The sequence below is a fragment of the Paenibacillus sp. FSL M7-1455 genome (genome assembly GCF_038004655.1).
Taxonomy (GTDB): domain Bacteria; phylum Bacillota; class Bacilli; order Paenibacillales; family Paenibacillaceae; genus Paenibacillus_AQ; species Paenibacillus_AQ cookii.
Genome location: NZ_JBBORO010000001.1, coordinates 1,028,723 through 1,049,352 on the forward strand (window position 1 = coordinate 1,028,723; position 20,630 = coordinate 1,049,352).

The 20,630-nt window shown below is 55.3% G+C and carries 17 protein-coding genes; 15 read left to right on the top strand and 2 right to left on the bottom strand.

Annotated features, from left to right (window positions below; all coding sequences use genetic code 11):
- Positions 1 to 7 precede the first annotated feature (7 nt).
- The 6 genes from NYE48_RS04750 to NYE48_RS04775 all read left to right on the top strand — a co-directional run bounded on the left by NYE48_RS04750 (position 8) and on the right by NYE48_RS04775 (position 6,667).
- Positions 8 to 202, top strand: coding sequence for a Flp1 family type IVb pilin (locus NYE48_RS04750; RefSeq protein ID WP_036714770.1), 195 nt, complete (start codon positions 8 to 10; stop codon positions 200 to 202).
- Complete coding sequence (locus NYE48_RS04755; RefSeq protein ID WP_212952308.1) at positions 180 to 869, top strand: TadE/TadG family type IV pilus assembly protein; 690 nt, start codon at positions 180 to 182, stop codon at positions 867 to 869. Before NYE48_RS04750 ends, NYE48_RS04755 begins: the two co-directional genes overlap by 23 nt.
- A 19-nt stretch (positions 870 to 888) precedes the next feature.
- Entirely contained in the window at positions 889 to 3,123 is a 2,235-nt protein-coding gene (locus tag NYE48_RS04760) for a TadE/TadG family type IV pilus assembly protein (protein ID WP_340997168.1), read from the top strand.
- 61 nt (positions 3,124 to 3,184) lie between these two features.
- A complete protein-coding gene (locus NYE48_RS04765) occupies positions 3,185 to 4,093 on the top strand; it encodes a TadE/TadG family type IV pilus assembly protein (protein ID WP_340997169.1) in 909 nt (302 codons plus the stop codon).
- Between the two features lie 72 nt (positions 4,094 to 4,165).
- Entirely contained in the window at positions 4,166 to 4,678 is a 513-nt protein-coding gene (locus tag NYE48_RS04770) for an A24 family peptidase (RefSeq protein ID WP_036714773.1), read from the top strand.
- A 12-nt stretch (positions 4,679 to 4,690) separates the two neighbouring features.
- The gene (locus NYE48_RS04775) at positions 4,691 to 6,667 is read left to right on the top strand and encodes a DUF6382 domain-containing protein (RefSeq protein ID WP_340997170.1); all 1,977 of its coding nucleotides are present in this window, start codon (positions 4,691 to 4,693) and stop codon (positions 6,665 to 6,667) included.
- On the opposite strand, the gene NYE48_RS04780 is transcribed toward NYE48_RS04775, so the two are convergent.
- Together NYE48_RS04780 and NYE48_RS04785 are read right to left on the bottom strand one after the other, a co-directional pair.
- The gene (locus tag NYE48_RS04780; protein WP_340997171.1) at positions 6,646 to 7,563 is read right to left on the bottom strand and encodes a TIGR01777 family oxidoreductase; all 918 of its coding nucleotides are present in this window, start codon (positions 7,561 to 7,563) and stop codon (positions 6,646 to 6,648) included. The two genes, NYE48_RS04775 and NYE48_RS04780, sit on opposite strands and share 22 nt — an antisense overlap.
- Positions 7,564 to 7,692: 129 nt before the next feature.
- The gene (locus NYE48_RS04785) at positions 7,693 to 8,163 is read right to left on the bottom strand and encodes a DUF2621 family protein (RefSeq protein ID WP_036714776.1); all 471 of its coding nucleotides are present in this window, start codon (positions 8,161 to 8,163) and stop codon (positions 7,693 to 7,695) included.
- 121 nt (positions 8,164 to 8,284) lie between these two features.
- Between NYE48_RS04785 and NYE48_RS04790 the strand changes: the two genes are divergently transcribed.
- From NYE48_RS04790 to NYE48_RS04830, 9 genes are all read left to right on the top strand, one after another.
- Positions 8,285 to 9,406 carry a deoxyribonuclease IV gene (locus NYE48_RS04790; RefSeq protein ID WP_036714778.1) on the top strand — a complete coding sequence of 374 codons (1,122 nt, stop codon included), beginning with the start codon at positions 8,285 to 8,287 and terminating at the stop codon, positions 9,404 to 9,406.
- Positions 9,407 to 9,473: 67 nt separating this feature from the next.
- Positions 9,474 to 10,376 carry a formyltetrahydrofolate deformylase gene (gene purU, locus NYE48_RS04795; RefSeq protein ID WP_036714779.1) on the top strand — a complete coding sequence of 301 codons (903 nt, stop codon included), beginning with the start codon at positions 9,474 to 9,476 and terminating at the stop codon, positions 10,374 to 10,376.
- Positions 10,377 to 10,556: 180 nt separating this feature from the next.
- Positions 10,557 to 12,479 (top strand): IS1182 family transposase, encoded by a 1,923-nt coding sequence (locus NYE48_RS04800; RefSeq protein ID WP_340997174.1) that lies wholly within the window; start codon positions 10,557 to 10,559, stop codon positions 12,477 to 12,479.
- 115 nt (positions 12,480 to 12,594) lie between these two features.
- Complete coding sequence (locus tag NYE48_RS04805) at positions 12,595 to 15,003, top strand: DUF7408 domain-containing protein (RefSeq protein ID WP_340997176.1); 2,409 nt, start codon at positions 12,595 to 12,597, stop codon at positions 15,001 to 15,003.
- Positions 15,000 to 15,929 carry an ABC transporter ATP-binding protein gene (locus NYE48_RS04810; RefSeq protein WP_212952301.1) on the top strand — a complete coding sequence of 310 codons (930 nt, stop codon included), beginning with the start codon at positions 15,000 to 15,002 and terminating at the stop codon, positions 15,927 to 15,929. The genes NYE48_RS04805 and NYE48_RS04810 overlap by 4 nt, the downstream gene beginning before the upstream one ends.
- Positions 15,926 to 16,870 (top strand): ABC transporter permease, encoded by a 945-nt coding sequence (locus NYE48_RS04815; protein ID WP_340997179.1) that lies wholly within the window; start codon positions 15,926 to 15,928, stop codon positions 16,868 to 16,870. The genes NYE48_RS04810 and NYE48_RS04815 overlap by 4 nt, the downstream gene beginning before the upstream one ends.
- Positions 16,871 to 16,923: 53 nt before the next feature.
- Positions 16,924 to 18,621, top strand: coding sequence for a phage tail tape measure protein (locus NYE48_RS04820; protein WP_340997182.1), 1,698 nt, complete (start codon positions 16,924 to 16,926; stop codon positions 18,619 to 18,621).
- Positions 18,622 to 18,679: 58 nt separating this feature from the next.
- Positions 18,680 to 19,669 carry an AAA family ATPase gene (locus NYE48_RS04825; RefSeq protein WP_212952298.1) on the top strand — a complete coding sequence of 330 codons (990 nt, stop codon included), beginning with the start codon at positions 18,680 to 18,682 and terminating at the stop codon, positions 19,667 to 19,669.
- Complete coding sequence (locus NYE48_RS04830; RefSeq protein WP_340997184.1) at positions 19,666 to 20,601, top strand: DUF58 domain-containing protein; 936 nt, start codon at positions 19,666 to 19,668, stop codon at positions 20,599 to 20,601. Before NYE48_RS04825 ends, NYE48_RS04830 begins: the two co-directional genes overlap by 4 nt.
- Positions 20,602 to 20,630 lie beyond the last annotated feature (29 nt).

The following is a 20,630-nucleotide window of genomic DNA, read 5'->3' on the forward strand; positions in this document are numbered from 1 at the left end:
TGAAGGTATGTGGATGCTTGCTTGGAGCAAAGCCAAACATTTTTGGAAACAGGAAGACGGACTCGGAATGCTCGAAATGATCTTGATCATTGCGGTGATTATCATCATCGCCTTGTTGTTCCGAAAAGAGCTGCTTCGGATCGTGCAACGGCTGTTAACGAAAGTGGACAAAAAAAGCGATGAAGTTTTTTCGGATAGCTAAACCTCTCAAAGGCAGCGAGGGGAGTTTCACCGTCGAAGCTTCCCTCGTGCTCCCGATCGTCCTGTTTGTCACGATGACGCTCGTATTTTTTTGCCTGTACGTGTATCAGCAGAGCTTTTTGCACCAGACCGCGTCCGCCGTCGCGGAGCGGGCGGCTTACAGCTGGGACAACAGCCACAAGCAAGCAGCCACCGGCCAGGTCGGGAAAGGACAATACGATTCCTTGTATTGGAGGCTGAGCGAAGACGGGATGCTTGGGGCGTTGTTTGGCTGGACCGGGATAACGGAGAATACGGAAACCGTTCCCATGCCGGGGGGAAATGGGGCGGGAGGCAGCCTTCCTGTCATCAAAATGAACCATTCCGGAAGCATGGTCCCGCCTGAAATGAAAGGCGAGATCAGCTACAAAAACACGATCGTGCAGCGGACGGTGAGGGTAGACCTGACTCGCATGCTGTCCCTCCCGCCGCTGGATACCCTGCTGAAAGACGGTTCGGATGCGAGCAGCTTTGGCAATTCCGCTGTCGTCGAACCCGTCGAATTCATTCGTACGGTTGATTTAATGAGATATTATGCTTCGAAATTCAAAGGTACAAGGGAAGACGCCAAAACCGATCCGGGCAGCGCCGCGGAGGTGCTGAATCAATTCAGGTCTTCGGGCAGGTAGCGGAAAGAGGGGATAAGGTGTGTTTGCTGGAAGGCGGACGGAAAACGGTTCGGTTTCCGTATTTTTAATCATGATTCTTGCTTTTATATTTGCGTTCGTCGCTCTTTTTATCGATTATGCGCGCATCGCGGCGATGAAGGTTCAAACCGAACGGTTGGCGCATGCGGCGGTTCGTTCCGTCATGTCTTCCTATGACGTGGAGCTGCAGGAACGGTACGGTTTGTTTGCCTACGGGGAACAGAGCGGGGACCAGATTATGGCCGGCGTGTTGAGCAGCAGTTTGGAAAAGGGGAAAAGGAGCGACCGGTTCGATTTGCTGCCGATGGAGCTGGACAGTTCCGGCCTGCAGATGGAAAGGATGCTCGGCGAATACGACATTTTCAACCGCCAAATCGGGGAGGAAATGAAGTATAAGGCGCCAATCGATTTTACGCTTGAGATTGCCGGGAAAATGAAGCCGTTGTCTTCTTCGATGAAAGAGGCTTCCGACACGGTCGACGTGCTGCGCAAGCTGCAAAAGCTGTACGACAAACGTGAGGCCGCGCTGGACCGGATGCTGGACAAGCAAAGACAGGCGGCGCAAAGCGCAAACGGCATACCGGGCATGCTCATGGGCGTGTATTCCTCCTCCATTTCCAATGAGTCTCTCGGATCCTCGCGGGTGAGCGCTGCAGCAGGGATTGCTGCCCAATACGATGATTACGTCGCCAAGGCGAATGAAGACGCGAACCGCGGCGAGGATGAGGAGCCGCAGTACAGCGACGAGATCCGGGATTATTTGACGGATTCGTCGGACGTGACGTCCCGGCTTGGCAGCAAGCATCGTTCGGCGGCGAACAGCCACGGCAAGCTTTTGCAGGAGGCCGATCTGGCATGGCAGGAGGCATCCGAACTGAACGAAAAGATGAAAGAAGTCATCGCGGCTTCCGAAAACCGCTCCGAAAGCGCAGGTTACGACGCGGTTTCGCGAAGCGTCATTCCGGGGCATACGGCCGGAATCAACGGGGATGACGCGGCGACGATCCGCGGCTTGCGCGGACAAACCGACCAGCTTTTGCTGAGCGAAAGCCTGCTGGGGGATTTGAAGCAAGAGATCAGCCGCCAGCGGGACGAGTTCCGGCAGGCGGACCAAAGCCTTTCGTCGGCACGGTCCGAGCTGGCCGGGGCATCCGGGCTTTACGGCAGCTCAAGCAGCATGAAAAGCGCGGTCATTGCGGCCCGAGGGGTGATCGACGGCTATTTGCGGGCCTACGCCGAGTCGGGTTCCGCGAACAGGCTGGACCAGGAAGCGGCGGTGATCGAGCAGCACCGCGGTTCGGATAAAGAGCGGAAGGAAAAGGAAAAACAGGGCAAGGCCAAATTGAAAGAGGCAGCGAATATTTTGGAACGGATCAACGAGCTGGATCAAAAGGCAAAGGCTTATAGGAAAGAATACGACACGCTGCAAACCTATTACGGCGAAAGCATCGAATTTAACAAGCAAGCTGCCGAGGGGGAAACCAAGGGAGCCGACCTTGACGACGATCCTTACGATGCAGGGAAGTCGGCGATGAACGGAATGGACGGGTTGTACGGAGCGCTGGGGGGCATGATGTCCGGGGTCAAGGACGAATTGCTGCAAAACGAATATGCGGCCATGTACTTTAATCATTTTGATATCAGCCGTCTGAAGGAGGCGGCGTCCGATCCGAAGGCGGATTTGGGAGACGCGGTCGCAGACCAGCTAAGCGTCAAAAACCAAGAATTGGAGTACATCGTATACGGGTTTCATAACCCCGTAGGCAACGTTTCGGCGGCCTATGCCGAAATCTTCGCGTCCAGGCTGGCGATCCGTACGATGGAAGGGCTGGTCAAAAACAGCGGCCTCGGCCATCCGCTGCTTGTGCTCGCCGCTGCTCTGCTCTACGGCATCGAAATGGCGATGGCTGACATGATTACGCTGTGTACGACGGGATCCGTAGAACTGTCCAGCTACATCAAAGCGAAATTGACGTACCGCGACCATTTGCGTCTTTTTTTACTCCTGCACAGCAACAATCAGAAAAAAATGTCGCGCATGTTAGCGCTGATCCGTTTCAATACGGGAATCAACCCCGCGGAAAGAGCCACTTACGCTTCGGGAGAGGTGAAGATGGGCATGAGACTGTGGTTTCTCCCCGGCGTGATGAAATGGGTCGGATATGCCGGCGGCAGTCCCGATAAGGTGGAAGGAAACCGATATTATGCGGTCAAACAAGCGGATTATTCTTATTAACCGAATGCGGGCGAGTTTTGGGGAAGGATGCCCCCGACCCGGCGGCACCGAGCAGGGAAGCATGGTCGTCGAGGCATCCCTGGTGATGCCGATGTTTATCTTCTTTGTCCTTTTCCTGATTTATATCGTGCAGATGACGCTGGTTTCTACGGCGCTGCAAAGCACGGTTAGCGATACCGTCAAAATGGTATCCACCCATATGTACCCGGTTGCGCTGGCCATTGAGCCCAAAAAGCCCGGGGATAACGAAGACGGCAAGAAACCTGCCGGCAGCTGGAGCATCCCGAAGCTTTCTTTAAGCGATTGGGCCGCCCAATACACGGATACGCTGCCGGTTCCCTTGAACGAATGGATGGCGGACGCGGCCGCCAGGGCGGACGAACCGCTTCAGGATTTGAAAAACCAGGCGGCGGAGGCCGTCCTTGACCCGGTCATAAAGCCGATTCTTAAGCCGTACATGGAAAGCCGGCTGCTCGACTATGAGCGCATCCATGTATCGAACATTCAAATTCCGAATTTGCGGACCCGCACGGATCCTTATTTCGGGATCGAAGTCAGCTATGAGTTGCCGATGAAGGTGCCGCTTCTGAATAAAAAAATCGTAATCCAGGCGAAAGCCCAGGAACGGTTGTGGATTGGGGAAACGGAAGAGAACGCGGGCAAAGGGGACGAGTCCGGATCCGAAGGATCGGCGGTACAAATTATTGAAAAACCGGACCCTGCCTACGTCGGCAAAAAAGCAAAAGTGCGCGTCAAAATCCAACCCGGGGCGTCGGCCAACCTTTCCGTTTTTTATAAAAGCGGACAAAGCACGGCCAAATACCTCGGGGATCAACAAGCGGATGCGGAAGGGTATGTCGAATGGGAGTGGTTCGTCGGAACCAATACCACGCCGGGCACGTGGCCGTTTGTCATTACGACCTCGGACGGGAAAAGGACCGAGGTGATGTTTACGGTTGTTAAAGGATGAGCCCGGGCGCAAAGATGTCTGCTTGAAGTCTCAGAGCGCCGGGCGCGTCGTGAAAGAAAAGGAGGTTCGGACATGGCTTTTTGGATTTGGGGGTGCGCGCTGATCATCATCTCGGCATTCGTCACGGATATTCGCACGATGAAAATTCCGAATTGGTTGACGCTGTCGGCGATGCTTAGCGGGATTCTGATCCACTTCGCAGCGGATGGTTTCCAGGGACTGTTGTTTTCGGTCAAAGGACTTGGAACGGGGTTCGTGCTGCTTCTGCTGATGCATATGATGGGGGCGGTCGGCGCCGGAGACGTCAAGCTGTTTGGAGGGATCGGCGCATGGCTGGGGACGCTGTTAACCATCCAGTGCATCGTTTATTCGGTGCTATGCGCCGGATTCATCGGTATTCTGATTTTATTGTGGAGACGCGAGACCATGCAAAGAATGCGGAATGTGGCACGCAATTTGGCCGGTTTTTTTATATTGAGGAATTTCCGGTCCCTGACGGCAGGCAAGGAGAAGCAGCTGCGTTTTCCGTTTATGCTTGCGGTGCTTCCCGGTTATGTTGCGGCCAGCGTCTATACACTCGGTTAGAGGTGAACAGGAATGATGGGTTTGTCGCGCGATTTTATGCAGCAGGGCGGAACCTATATGGTATTGTCGGACTCATCCGGCATCGCTTCGGACGAACTGAGCAAGGTAGAGGTGGCGATGATCGGGGCTTCGCGGATCCCGCGCTTATTGCCCCTCCATGTCAAAGAAGTCGATCTTCGGGTTACGCTTTGGTACGACATCACGGAAAAAAAGATGTTGTCCCATATGCTGAAAAGCGAAAAAATCAACATGACCGAATATTACGCTTTGCTGCTGCAGGTGGCCGAGGCGTTGGAAGACAGCGCGCTTTACATGCTGCAGCCGCTCAAATACGTGTTGGACGAAGACTATATTTTCGTGCACGGGTCGCTGCAGGAAGGGACGCTTTACCTGACCTACGTTCCGCTTGACCGGACGGAAGGCTTGAAGCCGGTCCAAGACGCCTTGAAGGAGCTGGTCACCCGGTTCATGGCATCCGTAACCGAACTGAGCGGCAGCGGAGTGCAGCAGCTGCTGCAGTATACGGCATCCGAGGATTTTTCCCCGGGAGGATTTAAAAAGCTGCTCCTGGGTCTTCTCTCTAAGGAAGGCGATGTCCGGATTCAAGCAGGCGCGAACAATCATGCTCCTCCTGCCGCCAGGAAACGGGACCTGATGCAGGAAGCTCCCCGCATTGAGGATGCGGGCCGTTGGAAAGCAGATGAACCCGCGGCGATAAATGGGGGGACCTTTCCTTGGCAACGTCCCGGAGCCGTTTCCCGGATGCAGGAAAAACCGGTGAGCCCCGTGAGAGAGCGGGGGTTACGCAGGGACTCGGCGAGCCTTTCGGCGGCGCGAAGCGGGTTGCAGGCCGAAGCTGCCATGCCTGGCGAGGATCTCTTGAGCTCGAAGCTTCATCCGGCCGGCCGGAACGTTGAAGCGCTGCCCGATTTCTTGAAAAGCTGGAACGGCGGTGACCTGGAAACGGAACCGGAAGCGGCTGAAAACGTCGATGAGGCGGCGCAGAAATCCGCCTCCGCGCGCAAAACCTACATCGCGCTTGGCTGCCTGCTGGCCGCGGCGGTTGTCTGGAGGATGATTTATATGCCGGATCCGGGCAACGGGACGATGATCCTATGCGCCATATTGACCGTGATTTTGGGAGGCGTCGCTACTCTGAGCTGGATGGGCAAACTCTTCGCGCCCACATATGCCGCGGCGGATTCCGCTTCGTTCGAAGCGCTGCCCGATTTCGGCTCCGCCGAGCTTTCCGCCGAACCGAACCTTCGTCAGGGCCGTTCCCGTTTTGAAATTGAACGGTTTACGGGATTTTTGAGAGGCGGGAGAAAAAACAAAGAAGAGGCTTTCGTCCAAGCGGACAAGGATCCGGAGCCGGCGTGGAAGTGGAAATTCCCTCCGCAGGATGCCGTGCAAGACCGCGACGGCAACCGTGAAATGAGGACAAGAGAGAGCGGCGCTGGAGCCGTGGGCATTACGGGGCTCCCGCATCGCCGGGAAGGATGGAACCGGGCCGAAGATCATGTGCCGCTGCGTTTTCCGGATACAGACGAGGGGGAGGGGGACGGCGGCATTGGCCTAAAAACGGAAACTCTGCAGCCTGGAAAAGGAGCCGGCGCTACCGTGCTCTTAAGTCCACTTCCCTCGTCGGGTCGGGAAAGCCATACACCCGTGTCCTCCCCTCCTTTGGGCTATCTGCTTCGGGAAAGCGATGGAGGAGGGGCAGCCGAAAGGATCGAGCTAAGGCAGCAGCATTTTGTTATCGGCAGGTCCGAAGAGGTATCGCAGTATGTCGAGCGCTCCGTAGGAACATCGCGTGCGCATGTGGAATTAAGCCGGAGCGAAGACGGAAGGTTTTTGATCAAGGATCTCGGCTCGAAAAACGGAACGAGGCTCAAAGGGGAAGAGATGGTGCCTTATAAGGAATATCCGCTGCAGGACGGGGATACGTTCGTGATCGTCAAAGGACGTTATACGTTCCGATCCGCTTGATACTCCTCCTTTAATTGACGCAGAGCCTGTTCCAAAGTCGGATATTCGAAGCGGAAACCTTGCGAGAGCAGCTTTTCCGGGATCACCCGCTGACCTTCCAGCAGCATGAGGGAGAGTTCGCCCAGAACGGCCCGTATCATAAACGGCGGCACCGGGAACCAATGCGGGCGTCGGTAGATCCGGCCGACCGTTTGCCCGAACCGGTTGTTGGTGACGGGCTCCGGAGCCGTTGCGTTTACCGGCCCCCGCAATTCCGGATGGAGGACGCAGTACTCGATCAGGCGAACCATATCCTGCACATGGATCCATGGGACCCATTGTTTGCCGCTGCCGATCCGGCCGCCGAAACCGAGCATATACGGCAGCTTCATGAGCGGAAACGCTCCGCCGTCATTCCCTAGCACCACTCCCGTCCGGAGTTTGACCAAACGAACGCCCTGAATTTCGTCGGCGGCATCTTCCCATTCCTGGACGATGGAGGAAGGAAAATCGACGACGCGGCGTTCGCTGTCCTCACGGAAAGTTTCGGTAAGCGATGTGCCATAGATAGCGACCGCTGAACCTTGGACGACGACCGCCGGCTTCTCGCGCAACGCTTGAACGAGTTTGGCGACGGCATGGACGGTGGCCAGGCGCGACTCGATAATGTTTTGCTTGGCTTTTGGCGTCCAGCGCTGATTTAGCGAAGCCCCGGCCAAATTTACGATCGCTTCCGTGCCTTCGAGAAGATCCGGGGCGGTTTTGAGCTGATCCCAGGTCAGGTATCGCACGCCGGCTTGGGCATCAGCCGGCTTTCTTCGGGAGATGATGGTGACTTCGCATCCTTGTCCCACCAGATGCGCCGTCAGCGCTTTCCCGATGAACCCCGTTCCGCCGCCAATGGCTATGTTCCTCAATTTGATCACCTTCTTATCTGGTTCTCGGAATGCAAAAGCCCCCGGGCATGGGATCCAATTGACGAAATGATTCATTTCTTCAAGAGTGATGCTCCTGCCCGGGGGCTTGTTTCGCTAGTATCTCGGAACCTACTTTTGCATCAAATGCTCGTACGGCTTGTAGTCGATCTGGTTTTTGTTCAGAAAAGCGACGAGGAACTTGTTGTCCCTTTTTGGCGTCGCGGAGATGTACCCTTTAATGCAATGGTCGCGGGTCACTTCCGCGGCTCCCTCTTCCAAAGCGATTCTGCCGATTTCGGCGGCGATGGAATGTTTGGCGATGTCCCGGAACGGTCCGGGAACGGGCTTGACCAGTTTTTCCAAAAATGCCTTGGATTCGTCCGTCCAAAGATGGCGGCTGGATTCGACCCAATGGTTCTGCCAATCGAGCTTGGACTTGCCGTCGTTTTTCGGCAGGACCTTCAAAAATTTCCGGATCATGAAATATCCGCCGATCATCATCAAAACGAGCAGGATGACGGCCCATAACATGATGGAATCCATGAACATATCGGAAGGCATGGACGAGGACAGCAGCCTCACGCCCCATGTACTGTGCATGCGGTTCACCTCTACACTAATCTTCGATTTCATTTTACCTTCTTAGAATTATAACCCATTCCTAGATTTATTTCAGCATTCACGATAAAATAAGGTTTAATTCGAATGAGGGGGATGGATTATGCTAAAAATCGGTTCTCATGTGTCCTTTTCGGACAAGGGCCTGTTAAGCGCAACCAACGAAGCCAACAGCTATGGATCGAGCTCGTTTATGATATATACAGGCGCACCGCAAAATACGCGCCGCAAACCGATCGAATCGATGTATCTCGAAGAAGGCAAGCAATTAATGAAGGAGAGCGGCTTTGAGGAAATCGTCGTTCACGCGCCTTACATTATCAACCTTGGATCTTACAAGCCGAATACGTTCGAGCTTGCGGTCAGCTTCCTGCAGGAGGAAATCCGCCGCACTCACGCCATCGGCGTGAAGAATATCGTCCTCCATCCGGGAGCGTATACCGACAAAGACCCGGAATACGGCATTCAGCGGATCGCCGACGGCCTGAACGAGGTGCTGAACGGAACCGATGAGACGGAAGTCCACATCGCCCTCGAAACGATGGCCGGCAAAGGGACGGAAATGGGACGGACCTTCGAGGAAATCGCCCGCATGATCGAGAAGGTGGAAAAAAACGACCGCCTCACGATCTGCATGGATACATGCCATATCCACGACGCCGGTTACGATATCGTCAACGACCTGGACGGCGTCCTTGAAGAGTTTGACCGCATTATCGGACTGGACCGCATCGGGGTCGTGCATATCAATGACAGCAAAAACCCGCGCGGAGCCGGGAAGGACCGTCATGCCCCGATCGGTTCCGGATGGATCGGTTTCGATACGATTCATTCCGTCGTGCATCATGAGAAGCTGGCCGGCAGACCGTTTATCCTGGAAACGCCTTGGATCGGCAAAGACGCCAAAACGCAGCGTCCGATGTACGAAATCGAAATCGCGCTTTTGCGCGGCAGCGTATCCGAGCGTTTCGGCGGCGATTTTATGAATCAGGTGGAGGATCTGCACTCGTTTTTCGCGAAGCAGGACATCCAGCCAAGCCAATACGTCCTGGACGTATGGACGCTGCTCAAAAACGATGCCAAAGCGAAAAAAGCCGATTCCCGGGAGCCTTTGGAACGCTTATACGACATGATCGCCGAAGCGAACCTGTTCCCGGATCTCAGCGAGGAGCAAATCAACCAACGGCTTATCGCCTGCCTCGCCGGCAAAGAAGCGTTGAAGTAACCGGCGGGCCAAGAAACGTTGGAACCAAAAGAAGATTATAGAGAGAACGAGGAGGAGCAGAAGCTTCATGGAACTACACGTCAAGAAAAATGCATCCAGTACATCCCAAGCACATGCCAACCGCGCGCGGATGCTGATCTCCTGTCCGGACGGACCGGGAATCGTCGCGGCCGTATCGCATTTCCTGCATCAACACGGGGCGAATATCGTTCAGTCCGACCAATATTCGATGGACCCGGAAGGCGGCATGTTTTTTATGCGGGTCGAATTCGACCTGCCGGATTTGCAGCAGCGGCTGCCCGAGCTTGAAAAAGAGTTTGCGGCCGTAGCGGCGAAGTTCAGCATGCAATGGAAGATATACGATGTTAACCGCAAGAAAAAACTCGCCATTTTCGTTTCCAAAGAGGACCATTGCCTGGTCGAGCTGCTGTGGCAGTGGCAGGCCGGCGATTTGGACGCCGACATCGCGATGGTGGTGAGCAACCATCCGGACATGAAGGAATACGTGGAGTCGTTCGGCATCCCGTACCATCACATTCCGGTGACGCCCGATACGAAAAAAGAAGCCGAGCAACGGCAGCTTGAAGTGGTCGGCAGCGATATCGACGTCATTATTTTGGCGCGGTACATGCAGATCATTTCGCCGTCCTTCATCGAACATTACCGGAACCGGATCATTAATATCCACCATTCCTTCCTCCCGGCGTTTGTCGGAGGCAAGCCTTACGCCCAAGCTTATGAGCGCGGCGTCAAAATCATCGGGGCAACCGCCCATTACGTCACGGAAGTGCTGGACGGCGGCCCGATCATCGAGCAGGACGTGCAGCGCGTCAGCCACCGCGACAATGTCGGCGAATTGAAGCGGATCGGCCGGACCATCGAACGCGTCGTTCTGGCGAGAGCCGTCAAATGGCATATCGAAGACCGGATTTTGGTGCATGAAAACAAAACGGTCGTATTTAACGGCTAAACCTTCGTCTTATATCGTCAAAACCATATTCACCTACAAAAAAGGGGCTGTCCAGAAAGTCAGTGAAAACTGACTTCTGGTCCGCCCATTTTCGTTGAATGCAAAAAATAACACAAAAAAACCGTCTGATCTTGTAAAATGAAAGTTACCAGACAACCATTTTACAGAAGGACGGTTTTTATGCGTAATCAAATGACTACTACAGAACAGTATACCATGCAAATGATACTTCCTCTAGGGGATTTGGAAGAAAAAGCAGTTTCCAAGCGAAGCCTTGCCCCTGCCTTCAAACCCTATGACAACAGACAGGCTCAGATGATTCTTGATCTGGAGATGCGTATCCCTACCCACCATGTGGCGCGTGTGATTGATGAAATGATTGAAGCCATCCCGGATGAGCAATTGTTTGCTCATTACACAGGCGGAGGCCGCAGTTCCTACCATCCCAAAATGATGCTCAAAGTCATCCTTTACGGTTACTCGCAAAAGGTCTACTCTTGTCGCGGGATTGAAAAGCTACTGCAAGAAAACCTCCCGGCTATGTGGCTGGCAGCGATGCAGCAACCCGACTTCCGCACCTTGAACGACTTCCGTGGCGTGCGCATGAAGGCATTTATGGACGAGCTGTTTGAAACGATGATCCGAAAGCTTATCGCAGACAATTACATCACGATGGAGAACTACTTTTTAGACGGCACGAAGATCGAAGCTGATGCTAACAAGTATTCTTTTGTGTGGAAAAAATCCACCCTTCACTTTGAAGAGAAGCTCAAGGAAAAGGTGCAGGCGGCCCTTGCGCATATTCATACGCTCACGCAGCAAGAAGCTGGCGGATACGCGGCGGCAGAACCGGACGAACTCCCTGCAAGACTCGAAAAAGCAGCCGCCATACTGGAAGAAAAGGTGGAGGATTTCACCGAACAAATCGCTCAGGCAAACGACAGCGAAGAACGGAAAGCCTTACGCAAAGAGCGCAGTGCCTTGAAGAAGCCACTGAAACAAATTCGGGAGGACTTTCTTCCTCGGCTCGCCAAGTATGAGCAGCAGAAGGCGTGCTTTGGCGATCGCAATAGCTACTCCAAAACAGATCCGGACGCCACGTTTATGCGTATGAAGGAAGACCACATGAAGAATGGTCAGCTGAAACCGGGTTACAATGTGCAAATGGCGACAGAAAACCAGTTCGTGTTATTTTACAGTATCCACCAGCGCCCCACCGATACGCGCTCTTTCATCCCGCATATGAAGCGATTGGCCGCGTCTTCTTTGCCGATGCCCCAAACGGTGATTGCTGATGCAGGCTATGGTAGCGAAGAGAACTATTTGTATGCGATGGGCGAAGAAAAAGAGTCCCGTTTTGATTTTCTCATTCCTTACGGCAGTTATATGAAAGAGAAAACGCGTCGCTACAAGAAGGACATTCGGCATGCCTCGAACTGGATGTATGAAGAGCGCGATGACCGATTTGTTTGCCCGAATGGCCGGTATGTTCGCTTTAAGAAATACCAAACGAAAAAAAATGCTTCCGGCTTGGAACAAAGCTTTAAGATATATGAATGTGAAGATTGCAGTGATTGTCCATTCAAGGCAAGCTGCACCAAGGCCAAGGGGAACCGCCAGGTACACTGGAATACGATCTGGGAAGAACTAAAAGCAAAGGCCAAAAAAGCCCTTGAGGATGACGAGAAATCCGCGATCTATGCTCGGCGTAAAGTCGAGGTAGAAAGCGTATTCGGTCACATCAAGGGCAATCGGTCGTTCCGGCGGTTCTCCTTGCGAGGGCTGGAGAAGGTTCACACCGAGTTTGGGATTGTGGCTTTGGCCCACAATCTACTGAAGGTGGCAGGCATCCGCCTCGCTACTTTCCTGCAAAAGCGACAGAACAAAAAAAGTTGGACGGAAAACATGACGTTTTTCCGACCAACTTTTTATTTTGGGGACTTATTGGACAGCCCCTTTTTTTATACATCCCGAATCCGAAGGGCCTTTGCTGCGGGGGAGTTGCCTTCCGAACCCCATGTATGGCGCATCCCAACGGGATTCGGAGGATTCCAGCCGGCCTTTTTCTCTCGAATTTTGACGATCGGGCAGGAAATTTCTTAGAAAATTTTAAAAATATTGAAGTGAAACGGCAAAAAAATGCGTCTTTATTATGAGGGCAATTTTGCCAGTGCAGATAAAAACCATTTCAACCCATGAGAAGAGAGGAGCGGAAATATTGTTTTTCACGACACGTGATAAAAAGCGGACAAGGTTTCCTTTATGGGCGATCGCGCTTTTGCTGCTGCTTCCGCTGGTATCTGGCGGAGGTGCGGTACACGCCGATGACAAGCCGTCCATCGCCCTGAAAAGCGAAGCAGGTTACGGAGGAACGATCAAAGAGGGGACATGGAATCCGCTCAAACTGACTCTGACGAGCAACCGGGACCTTTCCGGGGATATCGTGTTCCAAGTGACGCAGGACCGTTACGGGAACAGCCCGGCGTCCTATATTCAGCATGTCGAACTGCCGAAGGATACGGCGAAAGAGGTCGTTTTGGCGATTCCGGGGCAGCAATACGACAAAAACAATAACGAAATCCGTTTTTATGAGGGATCCGTAAACAAAGGGAATCTTGTCGGTTTTTCGTCCGGGAAAAGTTATGTTTCCGGAGCCGGCATGAATCCGACGAACGTCGCCGTCCTGTCGGAAGATCCGGATGCGATGAATTTTCTGACCCTCCTGCCGAGCGGCAATTCCAAAGTGAGCGTGCTTCACATGAAGCAGCAGGACGTGCCTGGCGATCCGATGCTGATGGACGGCTTGGACGTGATCGTATTGAACCGCTTCGCATCCGATTCCCTGACTCCTGCCCAGGTGGGGGCGATCGAGCAGTGGGTCAGAACGGGAGGCAAGCTGGTGCTTGGAGGCGGCGCGGCTTATCCGAAAACGGCCGCCCCTTTTGCCGCGATTTCGCCCGTCGAATATAAAGGCACCTTCAGCGTTGCAGCGTTGCCCGAACTGGAAAAGCTCGGGGCGTACAAGCAAGGAAACGGCAAAGGCAGTCCCGGCAAACTGATTTTGGACGGGGAGCTGACATTGGCTGACGTCCAGCTGGCGAAAGGAGCGACGGTGCTGTATTCGACCGCGGGGAAACCGCTGTTTGCCAGCAGGCAGATCGAAAACGGTCGGGTGCTGTATGCCGCTTACGATTTAGCCCAGGAGCCGGTCGCTTCTTGGCCCGGCCATCCGTTTGCATGGTCCGCCCTGCTTGGCAATGAGCTGCAAAAAAACAACATGAAAGCGATGACCGGAAATTACAGTCCGCTGATGAACCTGAGCTATATTTTGAACTTTTTCCCTACCCTTAAAATGCCGTCGTTCAACATTCTCGCCTGGCTGATCGCGGTTTACGCCATTGTGGTCGCCCCTTTGCTTTATTGGCTGCTGAAAAAGGCGGACAAGCGGGAATGGGCATGGTGGATCATCCCGCTCATTGCGGTGGTTGCCAGCGGTACGGTGTACATGATCGGCGCTTCGGACAAAACAAAGGAGCTTGCGCACACGTTCAACGTCGTCGAGCTGGACGGCAGCGGGCTGGGGAAGGTCAAAAGCGCAACCGCGTTTTTCTCCCCGGGCAGCGGCGATTACCGACTGGAGCTTCCCGCTAACACGTACGTGAAAATCCAACGGGACGGAGGGGCATTTTCCGGGGCGGACAGCAGCCGCAATCTGGTCGAGGTCGGACCGAAAAGCACGGAAGTCCAGCTGCTCGATATGCCGCAGTGGTCCCTCGCCAAGCTTTGGGTGGAACAACGCCGCCAAAACGAAGGTTTAGGGCAGCTGAAAGTGAACCTGTTCATCAACGATAAGGGCAATATCGACGGAAACGTCGCAAACACGACCAACACGAACTTGAAGAACGCCGCTCTCGTCGTCGGAGGGAAACTTTATACGCTGGGGGATTTGGAGCAAGGCAAAACCGTCTCCCTGGCATCGGTCCAAAACGTGCAAACGGCCCGGAACGGCATGCTCAGCGTGGCGCTGTTCCAGGGATATCCGAACGGCAACGACCCTTACGTCCGGGAGAGAGGGCTGGTGGATAATTACCTTCAAGGTTCGGCCTGGACATCCCAGGATGCCTATGTGCTGGCGTTCAGCAACGATAAACTATTCAATTACCGCAGCGACAACCGCGAAATCGAAAGCGAACAGCTGAACCTGTGGCTGCAGCCGGTCAACGTCCACTGGATCCAAAACGGCAAATTAAACCTTCCGTTCGGCTTCATTGCGCCTGTCGTCAATCAGATCTCGGCGCCGGGGTGGTACGAAGAACCAAACGGAATCAGCCATATCGAGCAAGGAAACGTTACGTTCGATTACGACGTTCCGGATTTGAAAAAGATGGCGGGCGGCGTCCTCAAGCTGCGGAGCAAAAATGCGGGCAAGCAAACGGAATATCATATCTTCAATTACAAAAAGCAGGATTGGGAACTCATCCAATGGGATACCTCCAAGCAGTGGAGCGCAGCGAATCCGAACGGCCAGTATGCTTCGCAAGGACGGATCCGCATGAAGGTGACGGCCAAAGCGGCAACGGAGCTGATTCTGCCCGAGCTTGCGGTAGAGGGGGCGGTCAAACCATGATCGACATTCAACATTTAAGCAAAAGGTACGGCAACTTTGCCGCCTTAAAAGATATCAATCTGCATATTCCCGAAGGGACGGTGTTCGGTTTCGTCGGTCCCAACGGGGCCGGAAAATCGACGACCATGGCGATTTTGGCGACGTTGATGCTGCCGACTTCGGGCGTGGCCCGAGTGGACGGCTTCGACGTCACCCGGCATCCGAAAGAGGTCCGCAAACGGATCGGGTATATGCCGGATTTCTTCGGCGTATACGACCAGCTTAAAACGACGGAATATTTGCATTTCTACGGGGCGAGCTACAACATTCCGCGCACCGAACGCGAAAAGCTCATTCCGCAGCTGCTGGAGCTCGTCAACTTGAGCGACAAACGCGACGTCTACGTCGATGGCCTGTCGCGGGGGATGAAACAGCGTTTATGCCTCGCGCGCTGCCTGATCCATGATCCCAAGGTGCTTATTTTGGACGAGCCGGCTTCCGGGCTTGACCCCCGGGCCAGAATCGAGATGCGCGAAATTCTGAAGGAACTGAAGCAGATGGGCAAAACGATCATCATTTCCTCGCATATTTTGCCGGAGCTGGCGGAGATGGTGGACGAGATCGGCGTCATCGAGCACGGGGAAATGGTGGCGCAGGGCAGGGTGGCCGACATCCAGGCACGCCTCCGCGTCAAAAAAGTGCTCCACGTCCGCGTCATGGAACGCCAGGAAGAACTGGCCGCGCGTTTGCAGGACGAAGCCATGGTCTCGGCGGTGCTGTCCGACAATACGGGCGTCCACGTCCATTTCGGCGGAGGAGACCTGGAGCAGGTACAACTGCTGCAAAAGATCATCTCCTGGGGATTTGCCGTCATATCCTTCCATGAAGCGCAAACCAACCTGGAGGACGTATTCCTCGAAATCACCAAAGGAGGGCCTGCCGAATGAACTGGAGCCGCAAATGGATCAACCCGGTGCTCGACAAGGAATTCCGCTTGCGCATGCGGACCCCGCGGTCGGCGATTTCCCTGCTGGCATACGTTTTGGCGCTTGGGCTGATCGCGCTTGGCTACATTTATGTTTCGCTTTATCTTGGCCGGCAGGGGAACCATGCCTTTAATTCGGGCGCCGGCCGCATGATGTTTTACGTGCTGAGTTTTGCCCAGCTCGTCCTGATCGCGTTTATGGCCCCGGCGCTGACAGCCGGCGTCATCAGCGGCGAGCGGGAAAAGCAGACGCTGAGCATGCTGCTGACGACGCAGCAAAGCTCGTCCACGATCATCCTGAGCAAGCTGTTTTCTTCCTTGAGCTTTATGACGCTGATTGTCGTGGCGACCATGCCCATTTACAGCATCGTGTTTCTGTACGGAGGCATTTCGCTGAAACAAATGATCTATATTTTCTTGTTCTACCTGTTTGTCATGCTGCTGCTGGGTTCGCTCGGGGTGATGTTTTCGACCTTGTTCAAGCGGACGATGATTTCCGTCATTGTCACGTACGGCGTCGGTTTGTGCATATTTCTGATGACGGGACTGCTTTATTTGTTCGTGATGAGCATCGTGCAGCGCAATTATTTTTCGATGCCGACGACGGCAACGGGGCCGACGTACTCTTTTGTCGGTTACATTCTTGGGCTGAACCCGGCAGGGGCGCTGATCAGCTTGTTTGAGCCCGGCTTTTCGAAGGGGGCGTTTCTCGTCCGGAACGGCAATCTCAATTCCGACGCCCCGATCCAGCTGTGGCAGGAATTTTTGTTGGTGTACAGCGTGGTCATCATCGGATCGTTGTGGATCAGCATCCGCAAAATCCGACCGGTGGCGAAACGCAAGCTTAGAAAGGGGACGTACGACGCGCCTTCCGTCGAAACGGGTGCAAGCGATCCCTCTTGAGACCTGGACGTTTTAAGGGAAGGACAGACCTGCTTTAGGAGCATCGAACGTTCGTGGCGACAACGCGCGACGTTAAAGGAGGTACACGGGTGGACGCCATTCGCAAATCCATCGGCAAAACAAAATTTCGGCTGCAGCAGTTCCGTTTTTTGCGCTGTTCTTTATACGGGATCGCCGCAGGACTGTCGGGCGCCTTGCTGATTCTGCTCGCGGCCCGGCTGTGGCCGGTTCCGTCTTACCGCATTCTGGCGCTGGCCGCTGCGATCCTCGGCCTGGCAGCCGGGATGGCATGGGGGCTTGCGCACCGCGTGAAGGACCGCGAGGCCGCGGAGGCCATGGATGCGGCGACCGGCGGAGCCGAGCGGACCGACATGATGGTCACGGCGCTTTCTTTTGCCGGTTCCGACGCTCCGGCGGCCGTTTGGCAGCGAAAGCAAGCGGAAGCTTACGGGAACCGTTTCGTTTCCCAGCTGAGCCGCAGGCTGCCGTTTCCAAGCCATAAAAAAATCGCGATCGCGGCCAGTCTGCTGTTCATCGGGACGATCGCGCTTTCGCTGCTGCCAAGCCCGATGGACGCCAAACTTGCCGAAGCGGACCGCCGCAAGGAATGGGTTCAGGATCAGAAAAAGAAAACCGAGGAGCTGGCGCAGCAGCTTCAGACGCAAAAACTCGATCCTTCCGTGAAAAAACCGCTGGCAGATCGGCTCCAATCGCTGCAACAAAAGCTGGATGGACAAAAGGATCCGGAAAAAGCGTTGGCCGAGCTCGAAAAAACGATGAAGGAAATGGAAAAAACGGCGGCCAAACAGGAAGCGGCCGTGCGGAACGTCAAGGAACTCGGGAAAAAGATGCAAAACGCTCCGAACATGTCCTCTTTAGGGAAAAGCCTGGCGGATGGGCAAGCGGAGAACCTGAAAAAATCGATGGAACGATTCAAGCAGGAAGTGAAGCGGCTTTCGAAGGAGCAAAAAGAGCAGCTCCGGGAAGCATTGAACAAGCTGGCTGCCGAAGCCGATAAAAATCCCGAAACGAAGGCGTTGAAGGAAGCCTTGAAAAAGGCGGAAAAGGCCCTTGCCGAAGGGGCTAAAGACAAAGAGACGGAAGAGGCGCTGGACGAACTGGAGGCCGCGCTTGCCAAAGCGCTTGCCGCCCAAGCGCAAGCCGCGAGCCAATCGGCGGCAGCCGCCAGCCTCAGTTCGAAGCTGGCTTCGCAAGGGCTGGGCCTGGCGTCGCAAATGACCGCCTCCGGCATGGAGGTCTCGGACGCCTGGAGCAGCGGGGGGAGTGCCGAAGAGCTGGCCCTGGCCGAGGAATACGACATCAGCGATGCGGAAAACGGCGGTTCGGCTTCTCCGGGAAGCAGCGGGATGCAAGGGTCGGGGCAGGGGAACGGCTCCGGCAGCGGCAGCGGTTCCGGAAGCGGTTCCGGGCCGGGAAGAAGCGCCGGCAAGGGCACGGGTCAAGGACCCGGAGCGGGGCTTGGCGCCGGGGAACAAAACTTCGTCAAAACGCCGCGCAAATTTGCGGGCAGCGGGAATAAGCAAAACGACAAAGGCCCGCTGCAAGGCCAAGGCGGAACGATCCAAAAAGGCGGCCCGGCCCCTGCGGTAGATGGAGCGAGCCGCCCGTACGAAGAAGTCTACAAGGAATACGAAGCCGAAGCGAAAAAATCGCTGGGGCGGCAGGAGCTGCCGCAGCAGATGCAGAACCTCGTCGAAAGCTATTTTACCGGGATTAATCCGAATCCGTAACGATATCTAGGATGTAACCGGGTCTAACACATATAAGGGAACGGGAAGGAGCACGAAGATGCAGGAAACTATCATCCAGCCTGAAGCCTGGAGAGAAACGATTGCGCGGGTGCGCGGCCAAATCGGTGAAATCATCGTCGGCCAGCAGGAGGTCGTCGAGCAGATGCTCTGGTGCATTTTCGCAGGCGGGCATGCGCTGCTGGAAGGGATTCCGGGACTCGGGAAAACGATGCTTGTCCGCACCATTGCCGATACGCTGGACCTTTCCTTCTCCCGCATCCAGTTTACGCCCGACCTGATGCCAAGCGACATTACGGGAACCCAAATCCTGTCCTTCGGCAAGCAGGGCGAGACGGGCATGACGTTCCAGCGCGGACCGCTGTTCAGCAGCATCGTGCTGGCGGACGAAATCAACCGCGCCACGCCCAAAACGCAAAGCGCGCTGCTGGAAGCGATGCAGGAAAAAACGGTGACGGTCGGGAACGAAACGCATCGTTTGCCAAGCCCGTTTTTCGTGTTGGCGACGCAAAACCCGCTCGAAAACGAAGGCACCTATCCGCTGCCGGAGGCGCAGCTCGACCGTTTTCTCCTCAAAATCCTCGTGCCGTATCCAAGCGCCGACGAACTCAAGGAAATCGTCAGAAGAACGACCGCAAATCTTGCCCCGTCCATCGTGAAGCAGGCGGGACCGGAGGAGCTTTTGGAAATCCAGCATGGGGCAAGGGAGGTCCTGGTCGCCGACGATGTGCTCGATTATGCCGCCAGGCTGCTGATGATGTCCCATCCGGAGGAAGCCTCGGCCCCCGAAGGCGTCAAAAAATACGTGCGTTTCGGCTCCGGGCCGCGCGGAATTCAATCCATCATATCGACCGGCAAGGTGCGGGCGGTTTGCCAGGGAAGAATGCATTTGGCGCAAAGCGACATTCACGCGGTGGCCGTGCCCGCGCTGCGGCACCGGATCTTTTTGAATTTCGAGGGACAGGCCCTCGGCATCACGACCGACCAGATCATAGGCGAAATGCTGCAAGCCCTCGGAGGGCGGCCATGACCAGCGCGCATCTGCTGCCTTCGGACTGGACGGCGCGCCTGGAAAGGCTCACGCTCGGTTCCGGCAGAAGGGTGGCGGGCACGCTTCAGGGCAAACGCCGTTCGAGCAGGCTCGGTTCATCCTTGGAATTTGCCGATTACCGCTCCTATGCGCCCGGAGACGACATCCGCCGCTTTGACTGGGGCGTGTATTCCCGCACGGGAAAACCGTTTGTGCGCCAGTTCATGGACGAGCAGGAGCTGATGCTGAGCCTCTATGTGGACTGTTCGGCTTCGATGGATTTTGGCGGCGCGCCGTCGCCGGATGAAAAAGGGGGCCGCAAGTCCGGAGAAAACAAGCTGCTTTTTGCCAAAAGGCTTGCCGCCAGCATCGGGTACATCGCCCTTTGCTCCTACGAGCGGGTCGGCGTCTGCTGCTACAGCGACGGGATCGACGCCCGTTTGCCCGTTCTGCGGGGGAAAGGCTCGGCGGTGCGGCTGTTTCGGTTTTTGCAGGACATGCCCCCCGGCAGGGAAGGAAGCTTATCGGCGGCGCTGGGACAACCCGGCGCAATCCCGCGGTTGAAAGGCATGACCTGGATCTTTTCCGATTTTTGGCTTGCCGAAGGCGAAGCCGACGTGGGAAACGCGCTTTCCCGCTTGGCGGGCGCCGGTCAGGAGGTCGTGCTGGTGCAGGTGCTGTCGCCGGAGGAAATCCGTCCGGAGCTTAGCGGCGATTTGCGTCTTGTCGACAGCGAACTGAACACCGGGAAAGAAGTGGCCATTACCGGACGGGTGCTCGAACGTTATCGGGAGGAGTTGCACCGTTACCAAAACGAGCTGCGAAAAATCGCATCGGAGCGCGGCATTTCCTTTGTCGCGTTGTCCAGCGGCATGACGCTTCAAGAAGCGGTGTTCGGCACATTGGCCGGCTCGGGGCTAATCCGGGCGTAAAGCCGGACTTGAATCCTAATGGGGGAAGG

Excerpts from the sequence above, each read along its gene's own strand:
- NYE48_RS04750 (WP_036714770.1), top strand. The coding sequence starts at position 8 with ATGTGGATGCTTGCTTGGAGCAAAGCCAAACATTTTTGGAAACAGGAA.
- NYE48_RS04755 (WP_212952308.1), top strand. The coding sequence starts at position 180 with ATGAAGTTTTTTCGGATAGCTAAACCTCTCAAAGGCAGCGAGGGGAGT.
- NYE48_RS04765 (WP_340997169.1), top strand. The coding sequence starts at position 3,185 with ATGGTCGTCGAGGCATCCCTGGTGATGCCGATGTTTATCTTCTTTGTC.
- NYE48_RS04770 (WP_036714773.1), top strand. The coding sequence starts at position 4,166 with ATGGCTTTTTGGATTTGGGGGTGCGCGCTGATCATCATCTCGGCATTC.
- NYE48_RS04775 (WP_340997170.1), top strand. The coding sequence starts at position 4,691 with ATGATGGGTTTGTCGCGCGATTTTATGCAGCAGGGCGGAACCTATATG.
- NYE48_RS04785 (WP_036714776.1), bottom strand. The coding sequence starts at position 8,163 with ATGCACAGTACATGGGGCGTGAGGCTGCTGTCCTCGTCCATGCCTTCC.
- NYE48_RS04790 (WP_036714778.1), top strand. The coding sequence starts at position 8,285 with ATGCTAAAAATCGGTTCTCATGTGTCCTTTTCGGACAAGGGCCTGTTA.
- purU (WP_036714779.1), top strand. The coding sequence starts at position 9,474 with ATGGAACTACACGTCAAGAAAAATGCATCCAGTACATCCCAAGCACAT.
- NYE48_RS04800 (WP_340997174.1), top strand. The coding sequence starts at position 10,557 with ATGCGTAATCAAATGACTACTACAGAACAGTATACCATGCAAATGATA.
- NYE48_RS04810 (WP_212952301.1), top strand. The coding sequence starts at position 15,000 with ATGATCGACATTCAACATTTAAGCAAAAGGTACGGCAACTTTGCCGCC.
- NYE48_RS04815 (WP_340997179.1), top strand. The coding sequence starts at position 15,926 with ATGAACTGGAGCCGCAAATGGATCAACCCGGTGCTCGACAAGGAATTC.
- NYE48_RS04825 (WP_212952298.1), top strand. The coding sequence starts at position 18,680 with ATGCAGGAAACTATCATCCAGCCTGAAGCCTGGAGAGAAACGATTGCG.
- NYE48_RS04830 (WP_340997184.1), top strand. The coding sequence starts at position 19,666 with ATGACCAGCGCGCATCTGCTGCCTTCGGACTGGACGGCGCGCCTGGAA.